This window comes from Pedobacter polysacchareus, from assembly GCF_019802255.1.
In the GTDB taxonomy this organism is placed as follows: Bacteria; Bacteroidota; Bacteroidia; order Sphingobacteriales; family Sphingobacteriaceae; genus Pedobacter; species Pedobacter polysacchareus.
Map to the genome: position 1 here is coordinate 306,532 of NZ_JAHYSS010000001.1, position 25,955 is coordinate 332,486.

The following is a 25,955-nucleotide window of genomic DNA, read 5'->3' on the forward strand; positions in this document are numbered from 1 at the left end:
TTACTTATAAAACGTTTAATAGTTGTTCTTTAATTTTCTCCAGCTCTTCTTTCATCCCTACTACTAACTGTTGTATTTGTGCATCATTTGCTTTAGCACCCATAGTATTGATTTCTCTGCCAATTTCCTGGGAGATGAATCCTAATTTTTTACCGTTGGCATCCTTGCTTTTCAAAGTAGCTGTAAAATAATCACAGTGACTTTTCAAACGGGTTTTTTCTTCGGTAATGTCTAATTTATCAATGTAATAAATCAACTCCTGCTCTAAACGGTTCTGATCAACGTTGATTTTACCCACGTTTTCTTCTAAAAACTGGTTCAATCTAGCCCTGATCTGAGGAATTCTTAGGGGTTCTAATTCTTCCACCTGAGCAAAAAATTGTAAGATGTTTTTAATTCTAAGCTCTAAATCTGTCTTTAAAACGTTTCCTTCTGTAAGTCGGAATTGATTAAAGCTTTCTAAAGCCTTATTGAATGTGCTGTATAAGATATCCCAATCGCCTTCATTGATTTCCTCTTCCTGGTAAGAAATTACCTCAGGGAAGCTCAAAACAGCCTGTAAAAGATTGGAAGAATTTGCACCCAGATCCACATTAATGGCTTCCAGCTGTTTGTAGTATTTGCTCAATAACGCCGCATTGATGGTTGCACCTTTTAGACTCTCTTCGCCACGGTCGATGTTAATCGAAACACTTACTTTTCCGCGCTCAATCTCTTTACTGCAAACATTGCGTAACAACAACTCCTTCTCGGAGAAAGCCCTTGGAAGTTTTAGGTTGAGTTCTAAAAACTTACTGTTTAAAGACTTAATCTCTACTGCAAACTTGATGTTTTCATGATCAGTAGAGGCCAGGCCAAAGCCCGTCATTGATTTTATCATGTGCAAAGATATAATTTATTGTTAAAATGATTAAACCTATGTTACTTAATGACGCTGAGATCTCATTGGTTTCTAACCTTTTTCTATTTTTTATTGTTAATAATAGTAGATTTTAACATTTGTAAAAAGTTAAAATAGCGTCATTAATGAGGATTTTAACTTTTTTTAACGTAATCGGTTGAAAAACTATGGTTAAGTTTACAAAAAAACGATACAAAATGAAGTTTCTACATCTCCTTACACTGTCATTTGGCGTGTTTTTCTTTACGGCGATGCCCTCTGCTTTCTCTCAAAAAGAGTTTTTACTGAGTGGAGCGGTAAAAGAACGGGGAACAAATTCCAGAATACAAAACGCTCAGGTGATCAATAAACGCAATGGATATACCGTTTTTACTACCGATTTAGGCCTTTTTCAGATCAAATCAGCAGTAGGAGACAGCCTGCTGATCATCAAAGCAGACTATTCGGATGGAGAAGTTGGCGTGTTCAGTACCGCTGATATCATGGTTTACCTGAGTAAGGGATCAACTTTGGAGGAGGTAAAGATTTTTGGGCAGACTAAAAAGCAGGAAATGAACGATATCAAAAGAGAATTTAGAAATCAAGGCTCTTTTTATCAGGGGAAACCACCGCTTTTAGCGTATATATTTCAGCCTTTAACGGCAATGTATGAGCTATTTGGGCGTACCCCTAAGAATGCAAGAAGGTTTGGCCGATATTACGATAATGAGCTGAAACAATCACAGGTAGATAACCTTTTTAATGAATCCCTGATCCAAAGTCAGACCGACTTAAAAGGAAAAGAACTGGAAGATTTTATGCTCAATTACAGACCGGATTATGAGAAATCCAGAAACTGGGCAGAATATGATGCCATCAAATACATTCGGGACTCCTATAAAAAATACAAGGAATCCTTAAATAAAACACCGTAAAATAGAAAATTAAGCTGGGAGTCTATTAGATGGATAACGCTTCACACGCTTTTTCAGCGGCTAGCTTCTCTGCATTCTTTTTATTGTAATCACGACCGATTCCATAGCTTTCACCTTCCACAACTGCACTGATCGTAAACAGCTTAGCGCTATCTCCCTCTGTGTTTTGAATCATGTCAAAAGTAATATCTTTTCCATGACGCTGGCACCATTCAATCAATTTGCTCTTGAAATTCGTCTCTGTAAGCTCCAGGGTATGAATATCTATGTAAGGCTTAATGATCCTTTTTAATAAGAAATCTTTAGTGTAATTATAGCCTTTATCCAGATATACGGCACCTACTAAGGCCTCAAAAGCATCCCCAAGCATAGAATGATGTTTGGTTTGAATATTCACTGCTTTTTGATCAAAGACCATCAGCTGATCGAAACCCATCTTACGGGCAAGCTGATTCAGATTCGCCCTGTTCACAATTTTTGAACGCATTTCCGTTAAAAAGCCTTCCTCTTTGTAGGGATAAGCCTTAAACAATACTTCCGCGATCACAGAACCTAAAATCGCATCTCCAAGAAACTCAAGACGTTCATTACTGCTTCTGCTTCCGTTCTTCAGAACTTTTGCTACAGACCTGTGCCTGAATGCCATTTTGTATAAAACAGTATTTCCAGGAACAAAGCCTAAAATATTTTTTAGCTTTTTTATAAAGACCTTATCTGTCGAAAAATAAAGCTTGTACAGGTCGAATAACGGCATTAATTGTTACAAAAATTAGTGGATCATATTTGTGAATAGTCTCCTTTTACGGAGACTAATTATTATTCTTCGTACTTTTTGAATATCACAGATGCATTATGACCACCGAAGCCAAAAGTGTTGCTTTGTGCAGCACGAATGGTGCGTTTTTGTGCCTTGTTGAACGTGAAATTTAATTTTGGATCACATTCAGGATCATCAGTAAAGTGATTGATTGTTGGTGGTACTATATCATTCTGGACAGCAAGAATTGCGGCAATCGCCTCAATTGCTCCTGCAGCACCGAGTAAATGGCCAGTCATTGATTTTGTAGAGCTGATGTTTAGTTTGTAAGCATCTTCTCCGAATAAATCAACAATTGCCCTGCTTTCGGAGATATCTCCCAATGGGGTTGAAGTACCATGAACATTGATATAATCAATATCTGCGGTAGTTAAACCTGCATCTTTTAAAGCATTTGACATCACCATTCTTGCGCCAAGTCCTTGAGGATGAGGTGCTGTAATGTGATTCGCGTCTGCGCTCATTCCTCCGCCGACTAATTCAGCATAGATTTTTGCACCACGTTTTTTAGCATGTTCCAATTCTTCCAGAATAATTGTTCCTGCACCTTCACCGGCAACAAATCCATCTCTGTCTTTGTCGAACGGCCTTGAAGCTGTTTTTGGATCATCATTTCTAGTCGATAGTGCATGCATTGCATTGAATCCTCCGATTCCAGCCTCATTAATGATGGCCTCAGAACCTCCGCTAATGATCACGTCACACATATTCAATCGAATATAGTTGTAAGCATCAATCATGGCGTTAGTGGATGAAGCACAGGCAGATACAGTGGCAAAATTCGGTCCGCGCAACCCATATTTTATAGAAATATGGCCCGGAACGATGTCAATAATTACCTTAGGGATGAAGAACGGATTAATGCGTGGTGTACCATCGCCTAAAAAGAAGTTCTTCATTTCGTCCTGAAATGTTTTAAAACCGCCAATACCTGATCCCCAGATAACGCCGATACGGTTGCAATCTAATTGTGAAAAATCAAAATTGCCGTCCTTAACAGCCTCATCTGTTGATACTAAAGCGTATTGAACAAATGGATCTAACTTGCGGGCTTCTTTTTTGTCCAAAAAATCTTCAGGGTTGAAGTTTTTAAGTTCACATGCAAACTTCGTCTTGAACTTTGATGTGTCAAAACCTGTAATAGGGCCAGCGCCGCTCACGCCATTCAGCAAACCATCCCAGAATTCTGGGATCGTGTTGCCAATTGGAGTGAGCGCACCCAACCCTGTAACTACTACTCTTTTTAATTCCATTTATACGGATTATACGGAGACCGTATTTTTACTTAACGTTTTTCTCTAAGTAAGCAATTGCTTGACCAACAGTACCAATAGTTTCAGCCTGATCATCAGGAATCGCTACATTGAATTCTTTTTCGAACTCCATAATAAGCTCTACTGTATCTAAAGAATCAGCACCTAAGTCGTTAGTGAAAGAAGCTTCTGGTGTAACTTCGTTTTCATCTACACCTAATTTTTCAACGATAATAGCCTTAACTCTTGAAGCAATATCAGACATAATGTTTATAATTTAATGGTTAAATAATTCAGTGCAAAGAAAAATAAATAATTACACATTTCAAATGTTTTTATTTCTCTTCCAATTTTAATGTTTTTATTTTGAACATTAATGTAAAATTAGTTTTATAATTTTGTAATTCCCGTAAAAAAGTGTGTTTTGAACAAAACTTATTTAAAACTGTCCTTAGACCTTGATTTTGTTTTAATCGCTATTACAGCTTCACTGAAGGATTATATGCTCTGTCACAAGGTCAATACCAGCCTTAATTTCGACTTCGAAAAGATTGATGATCACGAGGTTTACTTCAACGTGGATGAAAATCCACTGGCCTTTTCTAAGTATTATTTTTTTGTAGAACAGGGAGAAATTGAGTACTACATCATCAATAATCGCAACGCAGAAGGTTTTTTGATCCCTGAAATGAATAAAGTTGACTTTTTTATGATAATTCATCAGTATATTGACAAAGAAGACCTAAATTTTATTTTAACAGGATTAAACAAACTCGCTGATATTCAGGTAGCTGCGCAAATTGATCCAAAAAAGTTAAAGTCCCGTGAAAATTTGGTAATGTAAATTTTATATTGAAGGTGTATTAAATACACTATATTTGATTTTAGAAGACTCAGAAATAAAATATTAATAACCTGGCCAACATCGGTTTTAGACATCGAAACCTTCATTTTGTTGGTCCATATAAATTTAAGTAACCAAAATGAAACCATTTCATTCCAGAACAAAAATCGTAGCGACGCTTGGTCCTGCTTCAGCTAAACCAGAAGTTCTATTTAGCATGTTTAATGCCGGACTTGACGTATGCAGATTAAACTTTTCACACGGTTCTCAGGCAGATCACCAGGAAGTACTAAATACCATCCGCAGTCTTAATAAAAAACACAATTATAACGTAGGTATTCTGGCTGATTTACAGGGCCCTAAGATTAGAATTGGAATGGTGAAAGACGGTGGTATTCACTTAGTTAACGGCAACAGGACGGTCATCACGACTAAAGAATGTATCGGTAACGAAGAACGTATTTACATCACTTATACGACTTTCCCTCAAGACGTTAAACCAGGTGAAATCATCTTGTTAGATGATGGAAAACTTCAAATGAGAGTGATCGAAACTAACTTGGTTGACGAGGTAGTTTGTGAGATCGTTCATGGTGGTATCCTGACCTCAAGAAAAGGGGTTAACCTTCCAAACACTAAAGTTTCTATCCCTTCACTTACTGTGGAAGACCGTAAAAACTTAGAGTTTGTATTGGAAAATGATGTAGAGTGGATCGGACTTTCTTTTGTTCGTAACGCTGCTGACATCGTTGAATTAAAAGAGATTATCAAACAAAGAGGTAAAACTGCACGTGTAATTGCGAAGATTGAAAAGCCTGAAGCGATTGCAAATATTGATGAAATCATTGCTGTTTCCGACGGTATCATGGTTGCCCGTGGCGATCTGGGTGTGGAAATGCCAATGGAAGAAGTTCCATTGTTACAGAAAATGATCGTTCAGAAATGTAGAGCAGCTTCAAAACCAGTAATTATTGCAACTCAGATGCTGGAAAGCATGATCACTACACCAAGGCCAACACGTGCTGAAGTGAATGACGTAGCCAATTCGGTATTGGATGGTGCTGATGCAGTAATGCTAAGTGGAGAGACTTCAGTAGGTGAATTCCCGCTGATTGTTATTGAAACCATGCAAAAAATCATTCAGAACATCGAGGTAAACAACTATCCATTCCACCCGGAGAAGTTCCTTAAACCGAAATCTGAGAGCTTCCTGAGCGATGCAATTTGCGATACAGCTTGTTTCTTATCAAAACAAACTAACGCTGTTGGTATCGTTTCTATGACAGTAAGTGGTTATACTGCTTTCGAAATCTCAAGTCACAGACCAAAAGCTTTAACTTATATTTTCACCAGCAATGTCTCGCTATTGAATACCTTGAGCTTATTGTGGGGCGTACAAGGCTTCTATTATGATAAGTTTGACAGTACTGACGATACCATTCAGGACGTAAATAACTTGCTGAAAGAATATAAAATGATTAAAAAAGGTGATGTGATCATCAATACAGCGGCTATCCCAATGGAGAAAAAAGGGAAAACCAATATGTTGAAAATTACAGTAATTGATTAATCACTTGTAGCAATCAAAAATTTTTCTACTTTTGCAATCCGCAAAAAGGAGAGATGTCCGAGTGGCTGAAGGAGCACGCTTGGAAAGCGTGTGTACCTCAAAAGGGTATCGAGGGTTCGAATCCCTCTCTCTCCGCGAATTACAAAAGTATCAAAAGGCTTTCAGCATCTGCTGGAAGCCTTTTTGGTAAAGCCACTTAGCGAAGCTAGGCAAATGGCAAAGAGGCTGAATTACTTTCATCTGGAAAGGGACCAGCAGGGGGCTGGTAGGGCCCTGCTAGGGCCAATTGAGGGAAATAGCCCTTCGAACACTTTGAATACTGCCTTTTAACCCCTTTAATCCCGCTTTCGAAAAATAAACAGTTTATTAAGCGTACCTTGCGCTTTTACCTGATTATGAGCGATATTACAAAAGAGTTGCACCAGGGTGCAGATGAGAAAAAGAGACTGGAGTTTGAGGAAAAACTTAAGCAAATTGCTCTGAAATATGATCGCTGGTTTAGTGGCCATACGAATAAAGATACAGGTGACAAGCCTGATAAAATTCAAAACTATTTCCGTTACTTCCAAAATCATGAAGGTTTAACCCAACTTTATATTAAAGATGGTATGCCAATAGAAGTGGATTTGGACTGTAGAGAAGCCTTTAAGGCAACCTTTAAAGCTTAAAATACACTATTCATTCGCTTTGTTTCTATCATTGCTGATTTGTCTGTTCTTCCTTTTTCATACTATGAAACAGGGAAGAAGAGATAAGTCTCTGGAGTTTTAATGTCCCGGTTACTCGAAAACAAAAAAAGGCTTGAGTAATGGAAGGCTTTTAAAATCTTTAGGAGCCAGTGCAGCTTCTCCCTTTATTTTCCAGACTTTAAGGTTTTTAATGGCTGCATCTCCGTTGATGGCAAAGCCGAACTGCCCTTTTGGTTTTACAAAACCGGTATTATCCTTAAAAGATAGGACGGCCTCCTGATTGATCCAGATAAAAAACTGATTTCCTGATCTTTGTATTTTCCAGTCTTGCCAATCCGTTTGTTTGGTTCTTTTTACCTTGGGCATGATGCCGATATGGCCGGTACTGTGAACAAATGTGCCTCTGTTTTCTAAATCGGCAAACAAGGACCGATCTTCTATAGCCACTTTATTTTCCAATTGATTGAGTAGAATTCCTAGAAATTTGGAGCCATTTAAGTTCAGCATGACTTCAAACAAATAGGTTTTTGGTGCAGCCATTGCGGAAAATGTTAAAATATAATCTTCAGGTAATGGCTTATTGGCTAGTAAAATTGCCCAGTTCACATCTTTGCTGCCATATAAAGCCTGATCCTTGAGCTCCCAGCTACCATTAACAGTCAGCCATTTTTTTTGATCCAGGTTCTTTTTAAAACCTTCTTCAAAAACCAGTTTACTCTGGGCATTTGCAGTAAACTGGGTGCTGAAAGTTAAAAGAGCAGTTAGCAACGTGGCTGAGATGAATTTTGGGAACTTGATCATACGATTAGAAAGGGCAGAATATGCTGAAATCAGTTCGCAAATATAGGAATTGCAGCTGGGCTCTCTTCAAAAAAGAGTCGGGATCTCTGCAATTCCCATGAGCAGTTGTTTCGAACTTGAGCCATGTCCGGCTCTTCCTTTTCATTTATAATTGTCTGGCAGACTCTACGTATCTCTTGAAGCTGTCCATAATCGCCTGCCATCCATCTCTTTGCATCTCTATAGGATTTTGTCCCTCCGCTTCAAAACTTTCTGTGATTTTTACCCCATCGGCATTTTTTTCGAAGGTGATTTTTACTTTTCTACCGTCACCAAGGGTATAGCGCATCAGTTCATAAGGGATCACCTCATCATAAATACCTCCAAAATCAAACCCAAAACTTCCGTCTTTGGCTTCCATTCTTGAGTTGAATTTTCCGCCGGTACGTAAATCGTTTTCCGCCTTAGTTGTATGCCAGTCGTCGGATGCGGCACTCCATTTTGTAATGTGCGATGGGTCGTTCCAGGCTTTCCAAATGATGTCAATAGGGGCATTTACAGTAGCTGCTACCGTAATTACGGTTTGATCTTTTGTTGTCATCTTTTGCTTTAATTGGTTGATGAATTAAAGTTAATGGTAATTTGTCGATTTGCTAGGGGCAAAAGCGACAATGTGTGCGGTAATCCGTTAGCTATTCTTTTACAATTGATTAGTCGATTTTTAACCAACCGGTAATGCTCATTCTGGGCTTATTAGTTACTAAAACTTCGTGTTCGAGTTCACTACTTTTAAAAAATACACTTTTCCCGTCCATTGGGGGGATATTTTGCAGGCTATCGGCATGGTGGACGCACAATTCACCACCATCGGCAAGTTGCCAATCCGCATTTAAATACATAATCATGGAGTATTGCCTGCTGGTATTTGTTCGAAACTGATCCAGGTGCTTTTTATAGAAACTTCCTTTTTCATAGAGGGTATAATGGAATTCATAGCCTGTAATTCCGGTGTAGCAAGTGCTGTTCAGGTAGCTCACAAAACCATCCATTAGATCAAAAAAGGCATTTTCATGGGGGTCGTTGTGGGAGCGATCAAGCCAATAAATGCGATCACTTCGAAATAGTTTGTCGGGAACAACAATGGTCTCGTTGCCTGTTCCTGCGGATAATAGTTGGTTTCCCTGGTAGAGCCTTGTCAAATTGTTTTTTAAATGACCTGATAAAGTTTCATTTAAAAATAGGTCTGCTATGCCAACTTTATCTTTTATAAAGCTGTCAATTAGCGTATTAAATATTTTTTCCAATGGAAAGGTACGGCGCGATCGGAGCGTAATTGCCCTTATCTGGTGAAGGTAGTTTTAATTAATGGTAACTGTTTGTATGTCAGTCATATTTATAAAAACTTAAAGTCTATGGAATTAGTAGTTTATTTGTTTATATTTGTCCAGTTAAAGATTAAAAACAGCTCAAGACCATGAACATATTTAAATTTTCCATTTTAGGACTATTGCTGGGCAGCACTGCAATTCATGCACAGGACAATAGCAAAGTAACCATTACAGGAACCCTTAAGGGGGCCAGCACAGGGAAAGTATACCTTCAGAAATTCGACAATAAAATGTTTAAAACGCTGGATTCTGCGGAAGTAAAGAACGGCACATTTAAGTTTAGTAAAAGCTTGAAATTACCAGAACTTTATGGTTTGACAGTCGATAAGGAGCAAAGTCCACTGTATGTGTTCCTGGAGAAAGGCCAGGTGAATGTTACGCTTGATCCGGAAAAATATTATAGAAATTCAGTGGTAACAGGTTCCGTTTCCAATGATCTTTTTACCAGTTATAAACAAGAAAAAGACGTTAAAATTGAAGAGTTCATCAAAAAGAATCCTGCTTCTTTAGTGTCTGCGTATGTGTTATACAGAGATTTTTCTTACAGATTGACTCCGGAAGAAATCAGCCAAAACCTACAGTTATTAGACCCGGCACTACAAAATACACCTTACGTAGCGGTATTAAAAGACCTGGTAAATGTGCTAAACTCCGTAAGTGTTGGAAAACAAGCACTGGATTTTGAAGCAAATACGCCGGAAGGAAAAACAATTAAACTTTCTGATCATTTTGGAAAATACTTACTGCTTGATTTTTGGGCTTCCTGGTGCGGTCCATGCAGAAGAGAAAACCCAAATCTGGTAAAAGCTTATCAGAAATACCATGAGAAAGGATTTGATATTTTCGCGGTTTCATTAGATAAATCAAAAGAAGCCTGGTTAAAAGGAATTAAAGATGATAACCTGAGCTGGACTCATGTGTCTGATCTGGCTTTTTGGAATAGTGCCCCTGCTAAATTATACGGTGTAAGGGCAATTCCTGCAAATGTATTGATCGATCCAAATGGAGTGATCATTGCAAGAAATCTGACCGGTGAGGACCTGGAAAATAAACTTGCAGAGTTATTGGCAGCACCATTAGCGAAAACGAAATAAAGCTGAATGTTAAAATGACGCTGAGAAGCGCCTGCAACTTCAGATTATGCTTCAGGAAACAGGCTCAGAAAACCGGAAAGGATTTATACCCAAGGTGATCAGATATTTAGATGTAAGCCCTCAAAAAGTGTCTGGCTTTTTGAGGGCTTTTTAATGTGCAAAGTTGATGGGCTAACTTAGGCCTGATGTAAGTAAATGTTCAGGAAGGCCGCTAATGCGCTGCCGATGAGCGGGCCAGCAATAGGAATCCAGGCATAACTCCAGCCACTATCTCCTTTTCCATGAACAGGTAGTATAGCGTGCATAATTCTTGGCCCCAGATCTCTAGCTGGGTTAATCGCATAACCTGTGGTTCCTCCAAGCGACAATCCAATTACCCAAACGAGAAAAGCTACCGGCATTGCCCCTAATGAGCCCAAGCCTATGGCTGCTTTTTCGCTGCCTAGTGCTGCGTCGGTAAAGTGAAGAATGGTAAATATCAATACAAAGGTTCCAATGATCTCAGAGGTAAGGTTGGACCAATTATTCTTAATGGCTGGAGCAGTACAAAAAGTAGCCTGTTTTGCGCCTTGATCCGCCGTTGGTTTATAATGGTCTTTGTACGTTAACCATACCAGAAATGCACCTAAGAAGGCACCTATAAATTGAGCTGCAACATACAATGGTACTTTCGCCCAGCTGAATTTTCCGGCAATGGCCAGACCAATGGAAACGGCAGGGTTGAGGTGTGCACCACTATATGGGCCAGCAACGACCACACCTACAAAAACGGCCAGCGCCCAGGCAGTTGTGATGACAATCCAACCCCCATTATTTCCTTTGGTGCCGGATAAGACCACATTTGCGACTACCCCATTTCCCAAAAGTATCATTAACATTGTGCCGATCACCTCGGCCGAAAATTCCGACATTTCTATAGATTTAAATTTTAATAATCAACCAAGCGTAATTATACGTAAGTATAAACAATCGTTATCGAAACTAAAAGAAAGCGAATTGAAATATTTCACCAATCTTTTTTCAGCCTTAATTTGCCTTAGCAGCAGTAAATCTCTATTTAGCCTGATGTATAACAAGAGTTTTAAGAAATTGGAGAGGACAGCCTCTTATTGTATCAAATTTGATACAATTAAGCTGAGCCATAAAAGCTTGCATAAAATACGCTTTATCTTTTTGTTGAGCCTGGTAAAACGCTTTAAATGAGCTGTTAAAGATTATTTTGGTAAAATGAAAGGAGCATTCCCGCTATCGTGGCACATTTCTTTCTAAGCCCCTCCAATAAAACAACACATTATGAAAAAGATCATCATTTTGGCAATATGCCTATTCACCGCAGGTGCTGTAAATGCACAGAGTCCAATCAGATTTGGGGTCAAGGCGGGATTAAATCTCCCTAATATTATTAAAGGAGACGGAAATAACGACTATGAAACTAAAGTAAATCCTGGATTTAATGCTGGTATTACTTTAGATATCATGTTGATCAAAGGGTTAGCCTTTACGCCGGAACTATTGTATTCCACGAAAGGCTATAAGTTGGAAACACCACTAGGTGAATTTAAGCAGACCACTCATTTTGTTGACATTCCAATTTTAGCCAGTATTAATTTAGGTGGCTCAGGATTAAATCTGGTTGTAGGACCTCAGGTTTCTTTCTTAACCTCCACTAAAAATAAGTATTCGAGCAATTTCGGATCCTCTGTAGAAGAGGAATATAGAGAAGATTCTGATAAGTTTAAAAAGAGCCTTGTAGGGGGTGTAATAGGATTTAGATATGATATTAATGACAAATTTGACCTTCATGGTCGTTATGCACTGGATTTCCAGAAAAATAACGAAGATGGAACGAAAAGAACTCCTGAATACAAAAATCAAGTGTTCTCAGTTGGTGTTGGTGTAAAATTCTAGTACCTGTCCCAGTCAGAAAAAGGAATGCTCGGTTAGGGCATTCCTTTTTTTTTGTAATATTCTCCAGCTCTTTTCGGTATCACAGACAATTAGCATTTAATGCCTGCTTTTTTAGGTGTGTAGAATTTCGGACAATTCTTCTGTAGGTCAGGCGAAAGTCACAAGGCTGTATTTGACTTTATGATATTGATAGTCAGTAGTGTTTTGTCCAGGTAATCGTTCTTTTTTACGTTGAAATCTAAGTTTTTGGCATGGTTATTACAATAGCCTGTCCGAATTTTAAAATAATTAAAATCGATAACTATGAAAAAATTATTCATTATAGGATTGGGTCTGACGATGAGCAGTCTGGCCTTCAGAGCAAATGCACAACAATCACAAAGTGCAGCAAATGATCAGATGAGGTTCGGTATTAGAGCAGGAGCCAATCTGATGAACATGGGTAAGATCTCTATTGGTGATCAAAATTATTCCACAGATTCAAAAGTGGGATTTCAGGCTGGTGTATATGCTGACCTACCTTTAGGTGGTGGTTTTGCATTTTTACCTGAAGTAATGTACTCGCAAAAAGGGGGTAAAGTGAAAGAAACTTTCGCAGGAAATACTTCTGAATTTGATTCTAAAATAGGTTATCTGGATGTGCCAATTCTGATTGGGTTCAGACCAGCTCCAGAATTTACCATTTTTGCAGGTCCTCAGGTTTCCTTCTTACTTTCTCAGGAGTCTTCCTTTAAAGTGAATGGCGAACAGGTAGGAGATAGTTTTACGAACAAAAAAGATTACAAAAAATCTATTGCTGGTGGAGTTGTGGGTGTTGGATACAGCATTACACCGAACATCAATATAAATGGAAGGTATGCGATGGACTTCCAGAAATCATTTAATGATGATTTAAACCAGGATAAATTGAAAAATAAAGGTTTCGCCCTATCATTGGGTTATACTTTTTAAGTGTAATTGATTTATCTGATTATTATACTTTACCTATTGTGAGAGGCCTGTATCATCGCGTATGATACAGGCTTTTTTTTAACAGATTGAATTGCGGATGACCGTCTGATTTGATTTAGTTTGCCTTTGTCGCTAACCTTAGGCCAAAGCATTCTCCCTGTTTTTTTATATATATTTGAAATTTAACCGAACACTAGCTCAATGAAATTTAAGTACCCCATATTTGTCTTTATTTTCTCTTTAACGGGCCTTTCTGCCGTTTTTTCACAGGAATTGCCATCATCTAAATCAGCAGCGCAGCGAAAAAGCTATATAGAAACTTTGTCTAGTCCTAACCCATGGGTCGACTCTGTGTTTAACAAATTAAATAAGCGCCAGAAAATCGCCCAGTTGTTTTTTGTGAGGGCACACACAGATATGGGCAAAGCATTCGAAGATTCCATTGCCAATGTGGTGAAGAAAGAAAGGATTGGTGGACTTGTGTTTTTTCAGGGAGGGCCGGGCCGACAAGCCATCCTGACCAATAGATACCAGGCATTGGCCCGCGTGCCTTTACTGATTACTTCTGATGGCGAATGGGGATTGGGGATGCGTTTAGACAGCACTATTTCTTACCCTTACCAAATGGCTTTAGGGGCGGTTCAAGACAAAGAACTGATTTATAGAATGGGTTTGGAAGTGGCGAAAGATTACAAGCGGATTGGGATGCACATGAATCTGGCCCCAGATGTAGATGTGAATAATAACCCTAAAAATCCAGTCATCAATTACCGGTCTTTTGGTGAAAATAAATACAACGTAACCGCTAAAGCTTTGGCTTATATGAAAGGGATGCAGGATGGTGGACTATTGGTGAGCTTGAAACATTTTCCAGGTCATGGGGATACTGATGTCGATTCTCATTACGATTTGCCAAAACTGCCATTTTCAAAAGAGAGATTGGACAGTCTGGAAATTTATCCTTTTCGCGAGCTGATCAAAGAGGGAGCAGCGGGAGTGATGATCGCACACATGAACATTCCGGCACTGGATAATACGCCTAATATGCCTTCTACCTTATCAAAACCGATCGTTACAGGTATCTTAAAAGAAGAGCTAGGCTTTAAAGGCATTATCATTTCTGATGCGATGGGCATGAAAGGGGTAGTGAAATATTTTAAAGATGGTGAGGCTGATGTGATGGGCATCATTGCAGGTAATGACATCCTGGAGCTTTCAGAAAATAGTGCAAGGGCAATTAAGCTGGTGAGGAAAGCCGTTAGAGAAGGCCGAATTCCTATGGAACGCATCGATGAAAGTGTAAAGAAAATCCTGACCGCTAAATATTGGGCAGGCTTAAATGGTAAAGACACGATAAATGAAAACAATGTTTACGCGGAAGTCAACCGGCCGGAAAGTAAAGTGCTGTTGCAGCAACTGGCAGATGCTTCGATGACTTTGTTAAGGGGAAAACAATACCTAAAAACGCTTACTGCTCAAAAGAGAACAGCGATCATTAGCATTGGAACCCCTCAGGTGACGACTTTCCAACAGGACCTGGGTAAATTTTATAAAAACTCCGTTTTTTATACTTTGGATAAAACCGCAAATGCCAATGCTATTGCGAAAGTGTTAAAAGAGATGGGCAACTTTGATCAGGTAATTATTGGGATTCATGATACAAGAACCCGCCCTGGGAATGGAATCGTGTTGAGCGCAGATCTGAAAATGTTTATTAAAGACATGGCCAATAAAAATGCTGTATTTGCTTTATTTGCCAACCCCTATAACCTGGCTGCCTTGCCAGGCCTGGAAAATAGCAAGGTACTGGTGGTTGCTTATCAAAAGGAGGATTTTATGCAGCGTGCAGCATCGTCTGTGATTAAAAATCAATTGACTACTTCTGGAAAATTACCGGTTACCGTGAATACTTTCTTTAAGTATGGTGATGGTGAGTAAGGTGCTGTAAAAAAAAAATCCCTCAAAAAACCATAAGCTCTTGAGGGATTTTTTTAATAGTTGATGGCCATTCAGACCTTTTGTAATTTTATTTATTGTTTTCCGGTTTTAACGCGGCAACATTCCAGTTTTTAAGGAATTCCGTTACTTTTTTCACACTGTGACCTTTTCCTTCTTCCAGATAAGCTGAGTTTTGCGTGTGTAAAAGTTTTCCATTACCATCAAGAATCAGAAATACAGGAAAACCGAAACGTCCTGGGTATTGTAATTTGGCCAATACTGCTTCATTTTTGTTCTCTTTGCTATAATTGATCAACACTGTTTCATAATTGTCGTTCAGCAATTTTTTAAGCTCAGGGGTATGGTCTACCAGGTTATGAAAAGCGATGCACCAGGAGCACCAGTTTCCTCCTACCTGCACAAATACATGTTTACCTTCTTTTTTAGCCTTTGCTATGGCAGCATCAAGGTCGGACTGAGCATTCGCCGCAGGATTGTAAATTTTAACAGCTTCCTTCGTATCCTGAGCAAAAGTGCTGATAGAGATAGTTATAAAAGCGAAAAGTAGTAAGGTTAATTTTTTCATTACAATTTATAGGTTAGTTATGGGTACAATAAACGTCGGTTTCAGCTTTCTTTGACTTGAAATCCAATGGTCATACAGCTATACCCAAAAGTAAAAAACTATTGAGACCTTTTTGTAATCTGAGTATAAAATTACTCTACTAATCTGGTAGTTTACTATTTTGTGGAAACTTCGGAAGAATCCTTTAGCTTTACCTAATGCCTCAACAGCCGTTAAAAATACTACAAGCTTCCGCAGGATCTGGTAAAACATTCAGTCTTACAGCCCATTATTTGACCCTTCTATTATCCGGTGAAACCAAATACCGGGAAATTCTTGCCGTTACCTTCACCAATAAGGCGACGGAGGAGATGAAAACCAGAATCATGGAGGTATTGAAAGGCTTTGCCTTAGGTCAGGATGAGGTGGAAGATTACCGGATATTGGTTTTAAAAGCGCATCCAGATTTAAATAAAACATTGCTTCAGCAAAGATCAGAGGCAATTTATAAGAGAATCCTTCACGATTACAGTCGTTTTTCCGTGAGTACAATTGATGGTTTCGTTCAAAAGGTGATCAGAGGTTTTGCCTTTGAACTGGGACTGGATTCTGGCTATGCGCTGGAAATGAATTTTGAAAAAGTAAAAAACGAGCTTGCGGATAAGCTGGATGAGCAGATGGACCACAATCCAAATTTGCTGCAGTGGATCATAGACCTTGCTTTAGACCGGATCAGTAACAATGTAAGCTGGAATTACAGAAATGAGCTGACCGACCTGGCCGGCGAGATATTTAAAGAACGTTATCAGCCTTTCGATAATGCCATTCAGGAATTAATCGAGCATAACGACCTCAATGTCATGTTCGGGGAGTACAGTAAATCCACCAAGCAGCAAATCAGTTTATTTGAAAGCGCGCTCAAAGAACTGGCATTACGGGCCACTAATTTATTTGAAGCTGCAAATATCGCGACCGATCAGCTCAAAGGAAAATCAAGGTCGCCTTTATTGGCCATTGCCAAGATTGCTGATGGTGATTTTTCAAAAATTGAAACGATTGCTAAATTAATCAATGAGCCGGAAGAGTGGTTTAAAGCTGGGGCTGATGATAGTTTATACTATACCTTGAATCCCATTCTTGATAAATTATACCAGCATTATAGCAATGGCCTGCCAGAATATATTCTTGCTCAGGCCTTCAATAAAAATTTATACTACCTGCGCTTAATGCAGGAAATGGCTGTTTTGCTGAAAACTTACCGACAGGAAAGTGGCAACTTACTCATCAGTGATGCTCAAAATCTACTGAAAGGAATTACAGGCGAAGATGATGACAACCCAGCTTTTATCTGGGAAAAAACGGGTAGTCGTTACCGACATTTCTTATTCGATGAATTTCAGGATACTTCTGCGAACCAATGGGGCAACTTTAAGCCTTTATTGAAAAATGCAATGGCAGAAGCCAATGGGAAACTGATCGACCATTTGATTGTTGGCGATGTAAAACAATCTATTTACCGCTGGCGCAATGGTGATTGGAACATCCTTCATCAGCAGGCCAAGAAAGACATTGGCGAAACCTATGTGGTTGCCGCAAATCTGGAAGAAAATTATCGGAGTACAGAAAATATCATCTCCTTTAACAATACGCTTTTTAAAGCATTGCCGATCCTGATGCAGCGTCGCTTAAATGAAACGATTGGAGAACAATCCGCCAATCAGAAATTAGCAGATTGGTGGGAAGAAAAAGGCTTCAGTCACATCATGACCGATGTATATGAGGAAGTGACTCAGAAGATCACGCCAAAAACAGCAGCAGGTGGTGCCATTGATTTCTCTGTTTTGAAAACAGACGCCAATGGGGCAAGTTTGGGCCGTACAGGCTTCAAACCAGAGGCTTTAAGGCGCATGGTAGAGACTTTAAAACGCCTGATTCTGGAAGAGAAGCGTTATAAAGCCGGTGATGCCTGTGTTTTGGTGCGCTCCAATTCGGAAGCCATTGCTGTAGTAGATGCTTTGATGGAAAATAACATCAATGTGATTTCCGGTGAGGCACTCTTAATTGAAAACAATACCGCGGTTAAAATCCTGATCAACACACTAAAAGTGATGGCAGGAATCCCCGGGAATACCGCTTTGTATAAAGCGAATATCATCAGTATGTATGCACAGTTGAGGGAAGTAGAAGTGCTGCCGGATCATTTATTCAACCTGAAAATTAAAGGCCTGGAGCATTTAATCGATCGACTGCCTCTTCAGCTTTGTGAAAATTGGAAGAGTTGGATGCAGCAGCCATTGCCAGAATTACTGGAAAAACTGATTCATGCTTATGGACTGAGTGAGGCAAAGCATTCTTCGCATTTACCTTATTTATTTGCTTTGAGAGATCTGGCAGGGAATTTCGCCCGGCAAGGGGAAAAAGGCATTACCGCCTTTCTGAACTATTGGGATGAAGAAGGCAAAAGAAAAACTTTACCATCTTCAGAAAACACCGATGCAGTACAGGTGATTACCATTCATAAATCTAAAGGACTAGCCTTTAAAGTGGTTATGGTGCCATTCTGCAACTGGGAAATCAATGGAAAACCAAATGGGATTTTCTGGGTGCCTACTGCAGATACCGCTTACCATCAGCTGCAAAGTATCCCATTGAAATACAATAAAGAATTAGGACAATCAGCTGTAGCCATCCCTTATTACGAAGAATTGCTTTACAATAATATGGATGCGTTAAATATGCTGTATGTGGCCACCACCAGGACAAAAGAGTATCTATATATCACTTGCTTAGGTAAAAAAACGGATACGGTAAGTACTATTGGGGATGTTTTAGCCATGACTTTACAAGATCAGCTGGATGAAGATGGGCGGTTTTTTGTAGACGAACCCGTGGTTAAGAAAAGTAAAACACATCGCGTAGAAGAAAGCGGGCCAACCTTCATCAATCTGCAGGAATATCCGACTTCAGAAAGACTTTCAGAAGTTTTCAATAATAACCTCAAAAGAAAAGAGCTGGAAATGCTTACTGGTACCAATGCGGGCAGGGAAGGAACGATATTGCATGAAGTACTGGCCAGATCTGCTAATTTGGAAGAAATGGAAACTGTGCTGAGTAGTATGCTCAATGAAGGTTTTTTTAAAGCAGAGGAATTGCCTTCTTTACGTAGACAGGCAGGAAATGTATTGGCTCATGGCGAATTACAAGCCTTATTAAAAACCAGCAAGGAAACGATCAATGAGAAGAGCATTATTGATATCCGTGGGAAAATGTACCGGCCGGATAAAGTGCTGATCTCTGGAAATGAGGTCATCGTAATCGATTATAAATTTACGCTCAAAGAGAGCGATTCACATATTAAACAAGTGTACGGATACCGCGACTTGTTATTGGCAATGGGCTACCAGAAGGTGAAAACCTATTTGTTTTATGCACATAGTGCAACCTTAAAATCAGTGTAAAGATGAAGGCGTTTTTAAAAGAAGTTGCAGAAGATTTAGTAAAAAGGTTGGGTTCGGATCTGCACCATGCCGCAGTTGTTTTTAACAATAAAAGGCCGGTGCCTTATCTGCAGAACCATTTGGCAGATACGCTGAGGAAACCCTTTTGGGCACCTTCCTTTTTTACCATTCAGGAGTTTTTCGCCCTTTCAACTCATTTGCAGGTGGCCGATGGTTTTAACCAGTTTTTTACCCTGTTAAAAGAATACAATAAGCTCATTATTGAAGAAGGAGGAAAACCGCTCAATCCAGATGTTTTCTATCCAATTGCCCGGATTATTCTCAGCGATTTTTCTCAAATAGACAACGATCTGGTCAATGCGGATCAGCTTTTTCAGGAACTGGAAGATATTGCGGTGATTGAAAAGGATTTTCAGCACCTGACTGCAGAACAGCAGCTATTTTTGGAGCAGTTTTGGTCTTCTTTTTCAGCTGGGAAGCAGCAATATCATCAGGAGCAGTTTATCCGCATGTGGAGACGAATGCCTAAATTATACCGTGGATTTCATGCGGCTTTAAGAGAAAAAGGTTATACCACGATGGCTTATATTTATCGTCAGCTGGCTGAAGGAAAAGCGGATAAACCAGAATTTATTGACGATTTTAAAGATGGAAAGATTGTTTTAGCAGGGTTTAATGCCCTTAGTAATGCGGAAGCCGTGATTTTCAAGAAATGGAATAAAGATGAAAAAGCTTTATTCTATTTTGATGTCGATAAATACTATATAGAGGATGAGACTCAGGAAGCAGGTTTGTTCCTGAGAAAAAATATACAGCGACTCGGGCTGCCAAATGCTTTAGGTGAGGCAAGGGATCTGATTCGCGGACAGCAGAAAGAAATTAATGTTTATAAAACACAGGGACAAACAGCACAGGCTAAGATTCTTCAGCAGGAATTGTTACAGGATTATCCATTATTGGATGTAGCTGACAATGCCGGGAAAATCGCACTGATTCTTGCTGATGAAAGCTTATTGCTGCCCGTTTTGCAAACGATTCCTACCAAATATCAGCATGCAGAAGGTATTTCGAATATAGAACTGAACGTTACAATGGGGTATCCCTTATTAGCGACCTCCATTTTTGGATTGGCAGATTTATGGCTGAGCGTTCAAGCGCAGCTGATTGATGGAAAGAAAGACACCATTTATTACAGAGAAGTAGAAGCCTTCCTTTCTCATCCTTTAACGGGCGTGTTGCCTATTGACAGAGATGCGGTACAGCAGGAAATTCTAAAAGCCCAACTGATTGATGTTCCGATAAAAACGTTGCATAAAGATCCTTTATCCATCTTATTTTTTAGCAAAGTAGATGCTGGATTAATGGCCATCGAACAGCTGCAGCAGGTCTTCAAACTGATACTGGAAAGACAGCTTGAAGAAAAGACTTTAAAGCAAACGGAAGCCGACTTATTTGGTGCTACGCTGAAAGAACTGAACAGATTACATGATACTTTAGCAGATTATGCGGCACATCTGCCACTTTCTTTTGTACTTTCTTTGATGCAAAAAGCAGTGCAGGGAATTGCGGTTCCTTTAAGCGGGGAGCCATTGCAAGGTGTTCAGGTGATGGGATTACTGGAAAGCAGGAGTCTGGATTTTGAGCATGTATATGTGCTAGGTGTCACAGAAGGGATTTTGCCACAGATCAATGTGTCGCCAAGTTTCATTCCTGACAGTATCCGCAGGGCCTATGGATTACCGGTTATTGAAAATCAGGATGCCATTTCTGCCTATATGTTTTACCGCTTATTGCAGCGTTCCAATAAAGTAAGTCTGGTTTATAACGGACAAGCGGATGATAGCAATACCGGAGAACCTAGTCGCTTTTTAAAGCAGCTGGAATTTGAAAGCGGCTATACCTTTAAATATTTTGACCAGTCGCAATCTCTTTCCATTGAGCCGAAATTAGAATTTGAGATCAAAAAAGAAGGAGAGGTATTGAGGCGTTTATATACTTATCTGGACAATCAGGAGGAAAATCCGGTGAAATTATCTGCTACCAGACTGACTACCTATCTCAATTGCCCGGTGCAGTTTTTCTATAAATACATCGCCAAAGTCGAAGAGCCGGAAGAGCTTGCCGAAAATATGGAAGCCAACAGCATTGGTTCTATCTTACACAAGGTGATGGAGCTCTTTTATCAGAAATTAAAAGCTGAAAGTCCTTATATCACTAAAGAACGTATCGCTGAAAATAGAGCGCAGCTCAAAGAAATGTGCAAGCTTGCTTTTGCGATAGAGATGTTTGATACGGAAGAAATACGGCTGGAATATAGCGGGATGCAGCAGGTCATGCTGGCCATTGTTGCCGAGTATGCTAATGTAATTTTAGACCACGACGAACAGCAAGCGCCATTTTCAATCGTAGAACTGGAGAATAATAAGGACTACGACAAAGTGACTTTCCCGATCCATGTAAAAGGAGAAGAACGAAAGCTGACTTTTTTGGGCATTATTGACCGTGTGGATCAGCGTAATGGCGTCACCAGAATTGTCGATTACAAAACAGGAAGAGACGAAGTCGGCTTTTCTTCAATTGATGAACTGTTTGACAGTGAGAGCGGTAAGCAAAATAAAGCCTTGGTACAGACCTTGTTTTATACTTATGTTTATGAACAGACGAGAAAAATTTCTGGGGTAGAGCCCAATCTTTATATTGTACGGAAAATGCGTGATGAAGGTACCTTGTTCTATTTAAAAGAAAACAGAAAGAGAGTGCTTTTACAGGCAGAGCATCTGGAGGATCTGAAGGGAAATTTTACGCAGTTACTGCGCCAGAAACTGGAAGAATTATTCAATCCAGACCTTCCTTTTAAGCATACAACCGTTGCAGAAAATTGTACATATTGTCCTTATTTAACGCTTTGTGGAAAATAATTAAACAAAAAAACAGCGCTTATGTTACTTTCAGCAGTACCTATTCTGGCTTCTATCCATCAGGTGGAAACCATTGCTTTTTACACTGAAAAAATGGGCTTTACGCTCAATTCTCAATGGGATGGTTACCTGATTTTCAGTCGGGAACATGTGAATATCCACCTCTGGTTTACGGAAGATACGGCCATTCCGAAGCATACAGGCTGTTATATTAATGTAAATAATGTACTGCAATTGTATCAGGAATATGAGCGTCAAGGCATCATCCATCCGAATGGAAAACTAGCTGAAATGCCCTGGGGGATGCGTCAATTCTCTATTTTGGACAACAATGGGAACATTATTCATTTCGGTGAGCCCCTGGAAAAAACCAGCAATTAATGCGGAAAACACAGTGTAATTAAAACACTACTTTATAATTAATTTACAATGGTTATATTTGCCATCAGTTAATATTTGAATATACAATGAGAGAAATTCAATTTAGAGAAGCGTTACGTGAAGCCCTAAGTGAAGAAATGCGTAAAAACGAGAACATTTTTTTGATGGGTGAAGAAGTAGCGCAATACAATGGTGCTTATAAAGTAAGTCAGGGTATGTTAGACGAGTTTGGTGACAAACGCGTAATTGATACTCCTATTGCCGAAATGGGCTTTACCGGTATTGGTATTGGCGCAGCAATGAATGGATTAGTTCCGGTCATAGAATTTATGACTTTCAATTTCTCATTGGTTGCTATTGATCAGATTATTAACGGTGCAGCCAAAATGCTTTCAATGAGTGGAGGTCAATTCTCTATTCCGATCGTATTCCGTGGTCCAACCGGAAATGCAGGTCAGCTAGGTGCACAACACTCTCAAAACTTTGAGAACTGGTTTGCAAACTGCCCGGGTTTAAAAGTAGTAGTTCCATCTACTCCTTATGAAGCTAAAGGTTTATTAAAACAAGCTATCCTTGATCCAGATCCAGTGATTTTCATGGAATCTGAAGTAATGTATGGTGATAAAGGTGAAGTTCCTGAAGAAGAATATTACCTGCCTATCGGTAAAGCTAACATCGTTAAAGAAGGAACTGATGTAACAATTGTTACTTTCGGTAAAATGTTAACCCGTGTGGTAAACCCTGCAGTTGAAGAACTGACAAAAGAAGGAATCAATGTTGAAGTAATCGATTTACGTACTGTACGTCCTATTGATTATGCAACAATCATTGAATCTGTTAAGAAAACAAACCGTTTAGTGGTAGTGGAAGAGGCATGGCCATTGGCTTCTATCTCATCTGAGATTGCGTTTAATGTTCAAAAGAATGCTTTTGACTATTTAGATGCACCAGTATTACGTATCACTTGCGCAGACGTTCCACTTCCTTACGCACCAACACTAATCGCGGCTAGTTTACCTAATGCTGAAAGAGTAATTAAAGCAGTAAAAGAAGTATTATATGTAGCAAAATAAGTTACAAATTACATCGTTAATATAGGATCCCGTTGGTATTTACCAACGGGATTTTTTTTAACCCATTCTAACCTGGAGCCAACAATTCATTAACACATTATTTATTTGAGGATATCGATTGTTAGCCTTAATTTTGGCGCCAATTGTACGTTAGCCTATCAAAAGATCATTAAATGAGTCATCATTCTAAAATAATTGCTACCGAACTTGGTGTAGCTGAAAAACAGGTTGTTGCAACCATCGAATTGTTAGATGCCGGTGCAACTGTACCATTTATTTCCCGCTATCGTAAAGAGGTAACCGGAAGTTTAGATGAAGTACAGGTAGCGGCAGTCCGCGATAGATTTCAGCAGCTTCGTGAGCTGGACAAACGTAGAGAAGCAATTCTTAAAGCCCTAACCGCATTGGATAAGCTGAGTCCGGAATTAGAGCGTCAGATCAATGCAGCCAGCGATATCACTACGATTGAAGACATTTACCTTCCTTATAAACCCAAGCGTAAAACGAGAGCTTCTGAAGCTAGAAAGAAAGGTTTGGAGCCATTGGCGCTAATGCTGCTGGAACAGGGCAAAGGTGATCCTGATTCGGAGGCTCAGGCCTTCTTAAACGAGGAATTGGGGGTGAATTCTACAGAGGAAGCCCTGGCAGGTGCAAGAGACATCATTGCAGAAATTGTGAATGAGCATGTGGAGCTGAGGACCTCAATGCGTCAGTATTTTCAGCAGAAATCTTCTTTTAAATCTTCTGTAATGAAGGGTAAAGAAGTAGAAGGAATCAAGTATAAAGATTATTTCGACTGGGAAGAGCCGCTTAAAGCAGCACCATCACACCGTGTTTTGGCCATGAGAAGAGGAGAAAATGAAGCGATTTTGAAATTGGAAACGATGCCAGAAGAAGAAGGAGCGATCTCTATCATCGAGGAACAATTTATCAAAGGCAATTCTGCAGCGACGAAACACGTGAAGATGGCCATTCAGGATTCTTACAAGCGTCTTTTGGGGCCAGCTATGGAAACAGAAATCCGCTCTTTCTCAAAAGAGAAAGCAGATGCAGAAGCCATCCGCGTATTTGCAGAAAATGCCAGACAATTGTTATTGGCAGCGCCGATGGGACAAAAGAATGTGCTGGCAATCGACCCGGGATTCCGTACCGGATGTAAGGTGGTTTGTTTAGACCGACAAGGAAAACTATTAGAAAATACAGCGATATACCCACATACCGGACAAGGAAATGTGAAAAACGCAGCAGATAAAATTATTGAGCTTTGCAAAAAGCATCAGGTAGAAGCCATTGCCATTGGTAACGGTACTGCAGGTCGGGAAACAGAAGTGTTTATCCGTGGTTTACAGATTCCTGAGGTGACTGTTGTGATGGTCAATGAAAATGGAGCTTCTATCTATTCCGCTTCAGATGTGGCCCGTGAGGAGTTTCCTACGCAGGACATTACCGTTCGTGGAGCGGTTTCTATCGGAAGAAGGCTGATGGATCCATTGGCAGAATTGGTGAAAATTGATCCTAAATCTATTGGGGTGGGGCAATACCAGCATGATGTAGACCAAAGTAAATTACAGCAATCACTGGATGATACGGTGATGAGCTGTGTGAATGCGGTAGGAGTCGAGTTAAATACAGCTTCAAAACAAGTATTGGCCTATGTTTCTGGTTTAGGTCCGCAACTGGCACAAAATATTGTGACCTATAGAAATGAAAATGGTGCGTTTAAAAATAGAGATAGTCTGAAAAAGGTACCTCGTCTAGGTGATAAAGCTTATGAGCAGGCTGCGGGTTTCTTAAGGATCAGAGATGCAGAGCAGATTTTGGATGCCAGTGGTGTTCACCCGGAGCGTTATGCTTTGGTGAATAAGATGGCGAGAGACTTGAATTGCAGTGTTGCACAGCTGGTAAAAGATGCGGAGTTAAGAAAGCAAATCAAGCTGCAGCAATATGTAACTGAGGAAATCGGTCTGCCGACTTTAAACGACATCATGAACGAATTGGCGAAACCAGGGAGAGATCCAAGGGAACAGTTCGAGGCTTTCAGTTTTACGGATGGTGTGAATGAAATCGCTGATTTAAGAATCGGTATGAAACTTCCGGGAATCGTGACCAATATTACCAATTTCGGTGCTTTCGTGGATATAGGCGTTCATCAGGATGGATTGGTACATACCAGTCAGCTGGCCGATCGTTTTGTAGCAAATCCTAATGATGTGGTCAAAGTACATCAAAAGGTGGAGGTGACAGTAGTAGAGGTTGATGCGGCAAGAAAACGCATTTCTTTATCCATGAAATCAGGAGAAGCAAAGCCGAAAGTGAAAGCAGCAGGAAAACCAGAGGAGCGCGCAAGAACTTTCAATAAGCCTGTGAGTAAAAATCCTGCTGGCAATAGGCCAAAACCTGTTCAGAAGCCTGAACAAAAAGGGAAAGCACAACCAGAAGGCGATTTGCAGCTGAAACTGGAAGCTTTGAAAAGCAAGTTTAAATAAGTTAGACGGTCAATTTTTTTAAATGAC

General features: G+C 39.7%; 22 protein-coding genes and 1 tRNA gene. 14 read left to right on the forward strand and 9 right to left on the reverse strand.

Going from position 1 to position 25,955, the window contains the following annotated elements; all coding sequences use genetic code 11:
* Positions 1–4: 4 nt before the first annotated feature.
* Positions 5–868, reverse strand: a complete 864-nt coding sequence (locus tag K7X70_RS01235; protein WP_222535838.1) for a YicC/YloC family endoribonuclease — start codon at positions 866–868, stop codon at positions 5–7.
* A 230-nt stretch (positions 869–1,098) separates the two neighbouring features.
* Between K7X70_RS01235 and K7X70_RS01240 the strand changes: the two genes are divergently transcribed.
* A complete protein-coding gene (locus K7X70_RS01240) occupies positions 1,099–1,815 on the forward strand; it encodes a hypothetical protein (protein ID WP_222535366.1) in 717 nt (238 codons plus the stop codon).
* Between the two features lie 25 nt (positions 1,816–1,840).
* Here K7X70_RS01240 and rnc read toward each other — a convergent pair whose 3' ends face one another.
* From rnc to K7X70_RS01255, 3 genes are all read right to left on the reverse strand, one after another.
* A complete protein-coding gene (gene rnc / locus K7X70_RS01245) occupies positions 1,841–2,569 on the reverse strand; it encodes a ribonuclease III (protein WP_197286274.1) in 729 nt (242 codons plus the stop codon).
* A gap of 62 nt (positions 2,570–2,631) precedes the next feature.
* Positions 2,632–3,885: a beta-ketoacyl-ACP synthase II gene (fabF, locus tag K7X70_RS01250; protein WP_062546457.1), complete on the reverse strand. Its 1,254-nt coding sequence runs from the start codon at positions 3,883–3,885 to the stop codon at positions 2,632–2,634.
* A 28-nt stretch (positions 3,886–3,913) separates the two neighbouring features.
* The gene (locus K7X70_RS01255; RefSeq protein WP_008241990.1) at positions 3,914–4,150 is read right to left on the reverse strand and encodes an acyl carrier protein; all 237 of its coding nucleotides are present in this window, start codon (positions 4,148–4,150) and stop codon (positions 3,914–3,916) included.
* 159 nt (positions 4,151–4,309) lie between these two features.
* Between K7X70_RS01255 and K7X70_RS01260 the strand changes: the two genes are divergently transcribed.
* The 4 genes from K7X70_RS01260 (at position 4,310) to K7X70_RS01275 (ending at position 6,967) form a co-directional block, all read left to right on the forward strand.
* Entirely contained in the window at positions 4,310–4,729 is a 420-nt protein-coding gene (locus tag K7X70_RS01260; protein ID WP_062546458.1) for an IPExxxVDY family protein, read from the forward strand.
* 139 nt (positions 4,730–4,868) lie between these two features.
* Positions 4,869–6,299: a pyruvate kinase gene (gene pyk / locus K7X70_RS01265; protein ID WP_222535367.1), complete on the forward strand. Its 1,431-nt coding sequence runs from the start codon at positions 4,869–4,871 to the stop codon at positions 6,297–6,299.
* Between the two features lie 47 nt (positions 6,300–6,346).
* A tRNA-Ser gene (locus K7X70_RS01270) sits at positions 6,347–6,434 on the forward strand.
* A 260-nt stretch (positions 6,435–6,694) separates the two neighbouring features.
* Positions 6,695–6,967, forward strand: coding sequence for a hypothetical protein (locus K7X70_RS01275; protein WP_062546460.1), 273 nt, complete (start codon positions 6,695–6,697; stop codon positions 6,965–6,967).
* 111 nt (positions 6,968–7,078) lie between these two features.
* Here the strand turns inward: K7X70_RS01275 and K7X70_RS01280 are convergent, their stop codons facing one another.
* The 3 genes from K7X70_RS01280 to K7X70_RS01290 form a co-directional block, all read right to left on the reverse strand.
* The gene (locus K7X70_RS01280) at positions 7,079–7,789 is read right to left on the reverse strand and encodes a hypothetical protein (RefSeq protein ID WP_222535368.1); all 711 of its coding nucleotides are present in this window, start codon (positions 7,787–7,789) and stop codon (positions 7,079–7,081) included.
* 145 nt (positions 7,790–7,934) lie between these two features.
* Positions 7,935–8,369: an SRPBCC family protein gene (locus tag K7X70_RS01285; protein WP_222535369.1), complete on the reverse strand. Its 435-nt coding sequence runs from the start codon at positions 8,367–8,369 to the stop codon at positions 7,935–7,937.
* A gap of 109 nt (positions 8,370–8,478) precedes the next feature.
* Positions 8,479–8,967 carry a 2OG-Fe(II) oxygenase gene (locus K7X70_RS01290; RefSeq protein WP_255606857.1) on the reverse strand — a complete coding sequence of 163 codons (489 nt, stop codon included), beginning with the start codon at positions 8,965–8,967 and terminating at the stop codon, positions 8,479–8,481.
* 275 nt (positions 8,968–9,242) lie between these two features.
* Between K7X70_RS01290 and K7X70_RS01295 the strand changes: the two genes are divergently transcribed.
* Complete coding sequence (locus K7X70_RS01295) at positions 9,243–10,250, forward strand: TlpA disulfide reductase family protein (protein ID WP_222535371.1); 1,008 nt, start codon at positions 9,243–9,245, stop codon at positions 10,248–10,250.
* 176 nt (positions 10,251–10,426) lie between these two features.
* Here K7X70_RS01295 and K7X70_RS01300 read toward each other — a convergent pair whose 3' ends face one another.
* Entirely contained in the window at positions 10,427–11,161 is a 735-nt protein-coding gene (locus tag K7X70_RS01300) for an MIP/aquaporin family protein (protein ID WP_222535372.1), read from the reverse strand.
* 382 nt (positions 11,162–11,543) lie between these two features.
* On the opposite strand from K7X70_RS01300, the gene K7X70_RS01305 reads away from it, so the two are divergent.
* From K7X70_RS01305 to K7X70_RS01315, 3 genes are all read left to right on the forward strand, one after another.
* Positions 11,544–12,158 (forward strand): porin family protein, encoded by a 615-nt coding sequence (locus tag K7X70_RS01305; protein ID WP_222535373.1) that lies wholly within the window; start codon positions 11,544–11,546, stop codon positions 12,156–12,158.
* Between the two features lie 303 nt (positions 12,159–12,461).
* A complete protein-coding gene (locus K7X70_RS01310; protein WP_222535374.1) occupies positions 12,462–13,109 on the forward strand; it encodes a porin family protein in 648 nt (215 codons plus the stop codon).
* Positions 13,110–13,310: 201 nt separating this feature from the next.
* Positions 13,311–15,047, forward strand: a complete 1,737-nt coding sequence (locus K7X70_RS01315) for a glycoside hydrolase family 3 protein (RefSeq protein WP_222535375.1) — start codon at positions 13,311–13,313, stop codon at positions 15,045–15,047.
* Positions 15,048–15,135: 88 nt separating this feature from the next.
* Here the strand turns inward: K7X70_RS01315 and K7X70_RS01320 are convergent, their stop codons facing one another.
* Positions 15,136–15,633, reverse strand: a complete 498-nt coding sequence (locus K7X70_RS01320) for a thioredoxin family protein (RefSeq protein WP_222535376.1) — start codon at positions 15,631–15,633, stop codon at positions 15,136–15,138.
* Between the two features lie 197 nt (positions 15,634–15,830).
* Between K7X70_RS01320 and K7X70_RS01325 the strand changes: the two genes are divergently transcribed.
* The 5 genes from K7X70_RS01325 (at position 15,831) to K7X70_RS01345 (ending at position 25,928) form a co-directional block, all read left to right on the forward strand.
* Positions 15,831–19,070: a UvrD-helicase domain-containing protein gene (locus K7X70_RS01325; protein WP_222535377.1), complete on the forward strand. Its 3,240-nt coding sequence runs from the start codon at positions 15,831–15,833 to the stop codon at positions 19,068–19,070.
* Positions 19,071–19,072: 2 nt separating this feature from the next.
* Positions 19,073–21,988, forward strand: a complete 2,916-nt coding sequence (locus tag K7X70_RS01330; protein WP_222535378.1) for a PD-(D/E)XK nuclease family protein — start codon at positions 19,073–19,075, stop codon at positions 21,986–21,988.
* A 21-nt stretch (positions 21,989–22,009) separates the two neighbouring features.
* A complete protein-coding gene (locus tag K7X70_RS01335) occupies positions 22,010–22,369 on the forward strand; it encodes a bleomycin resistance protein (RefSeq protein ID WP_222535379.1) in 360 nt (119 codons plus the stop codon).
* An 86-nt stretch (positions 22,370–22,455) separates the two neighbouring features.
* Positions 22,456–23,442 (forward strand): pyruvate dehydrogenase complex E1 component subunit beta, encoded by a 987-nt coding sequence (locus K7X70_RS01340; RefSeq protein ID WP_187667227.1) that lies wholly within the window; start codon positions 22,456–22,458, stop codon positions 23,440–23,442.
* Positions 23,443–23,615: 173 nt separating this feature from the next.
* Positions 23,616–25,928: a Tex family protein gene (locus K7X70_RS01345; RefSeq protein WP_222535380.1), complete on the forward strand. Its 2,313-nt coding sequence runs from the start codon at positions 23,616–23,618 to the stop codon at positions 25,926–25,928.
* Positions 25,929–25,955: the final 27 nt, after the last annotated feature.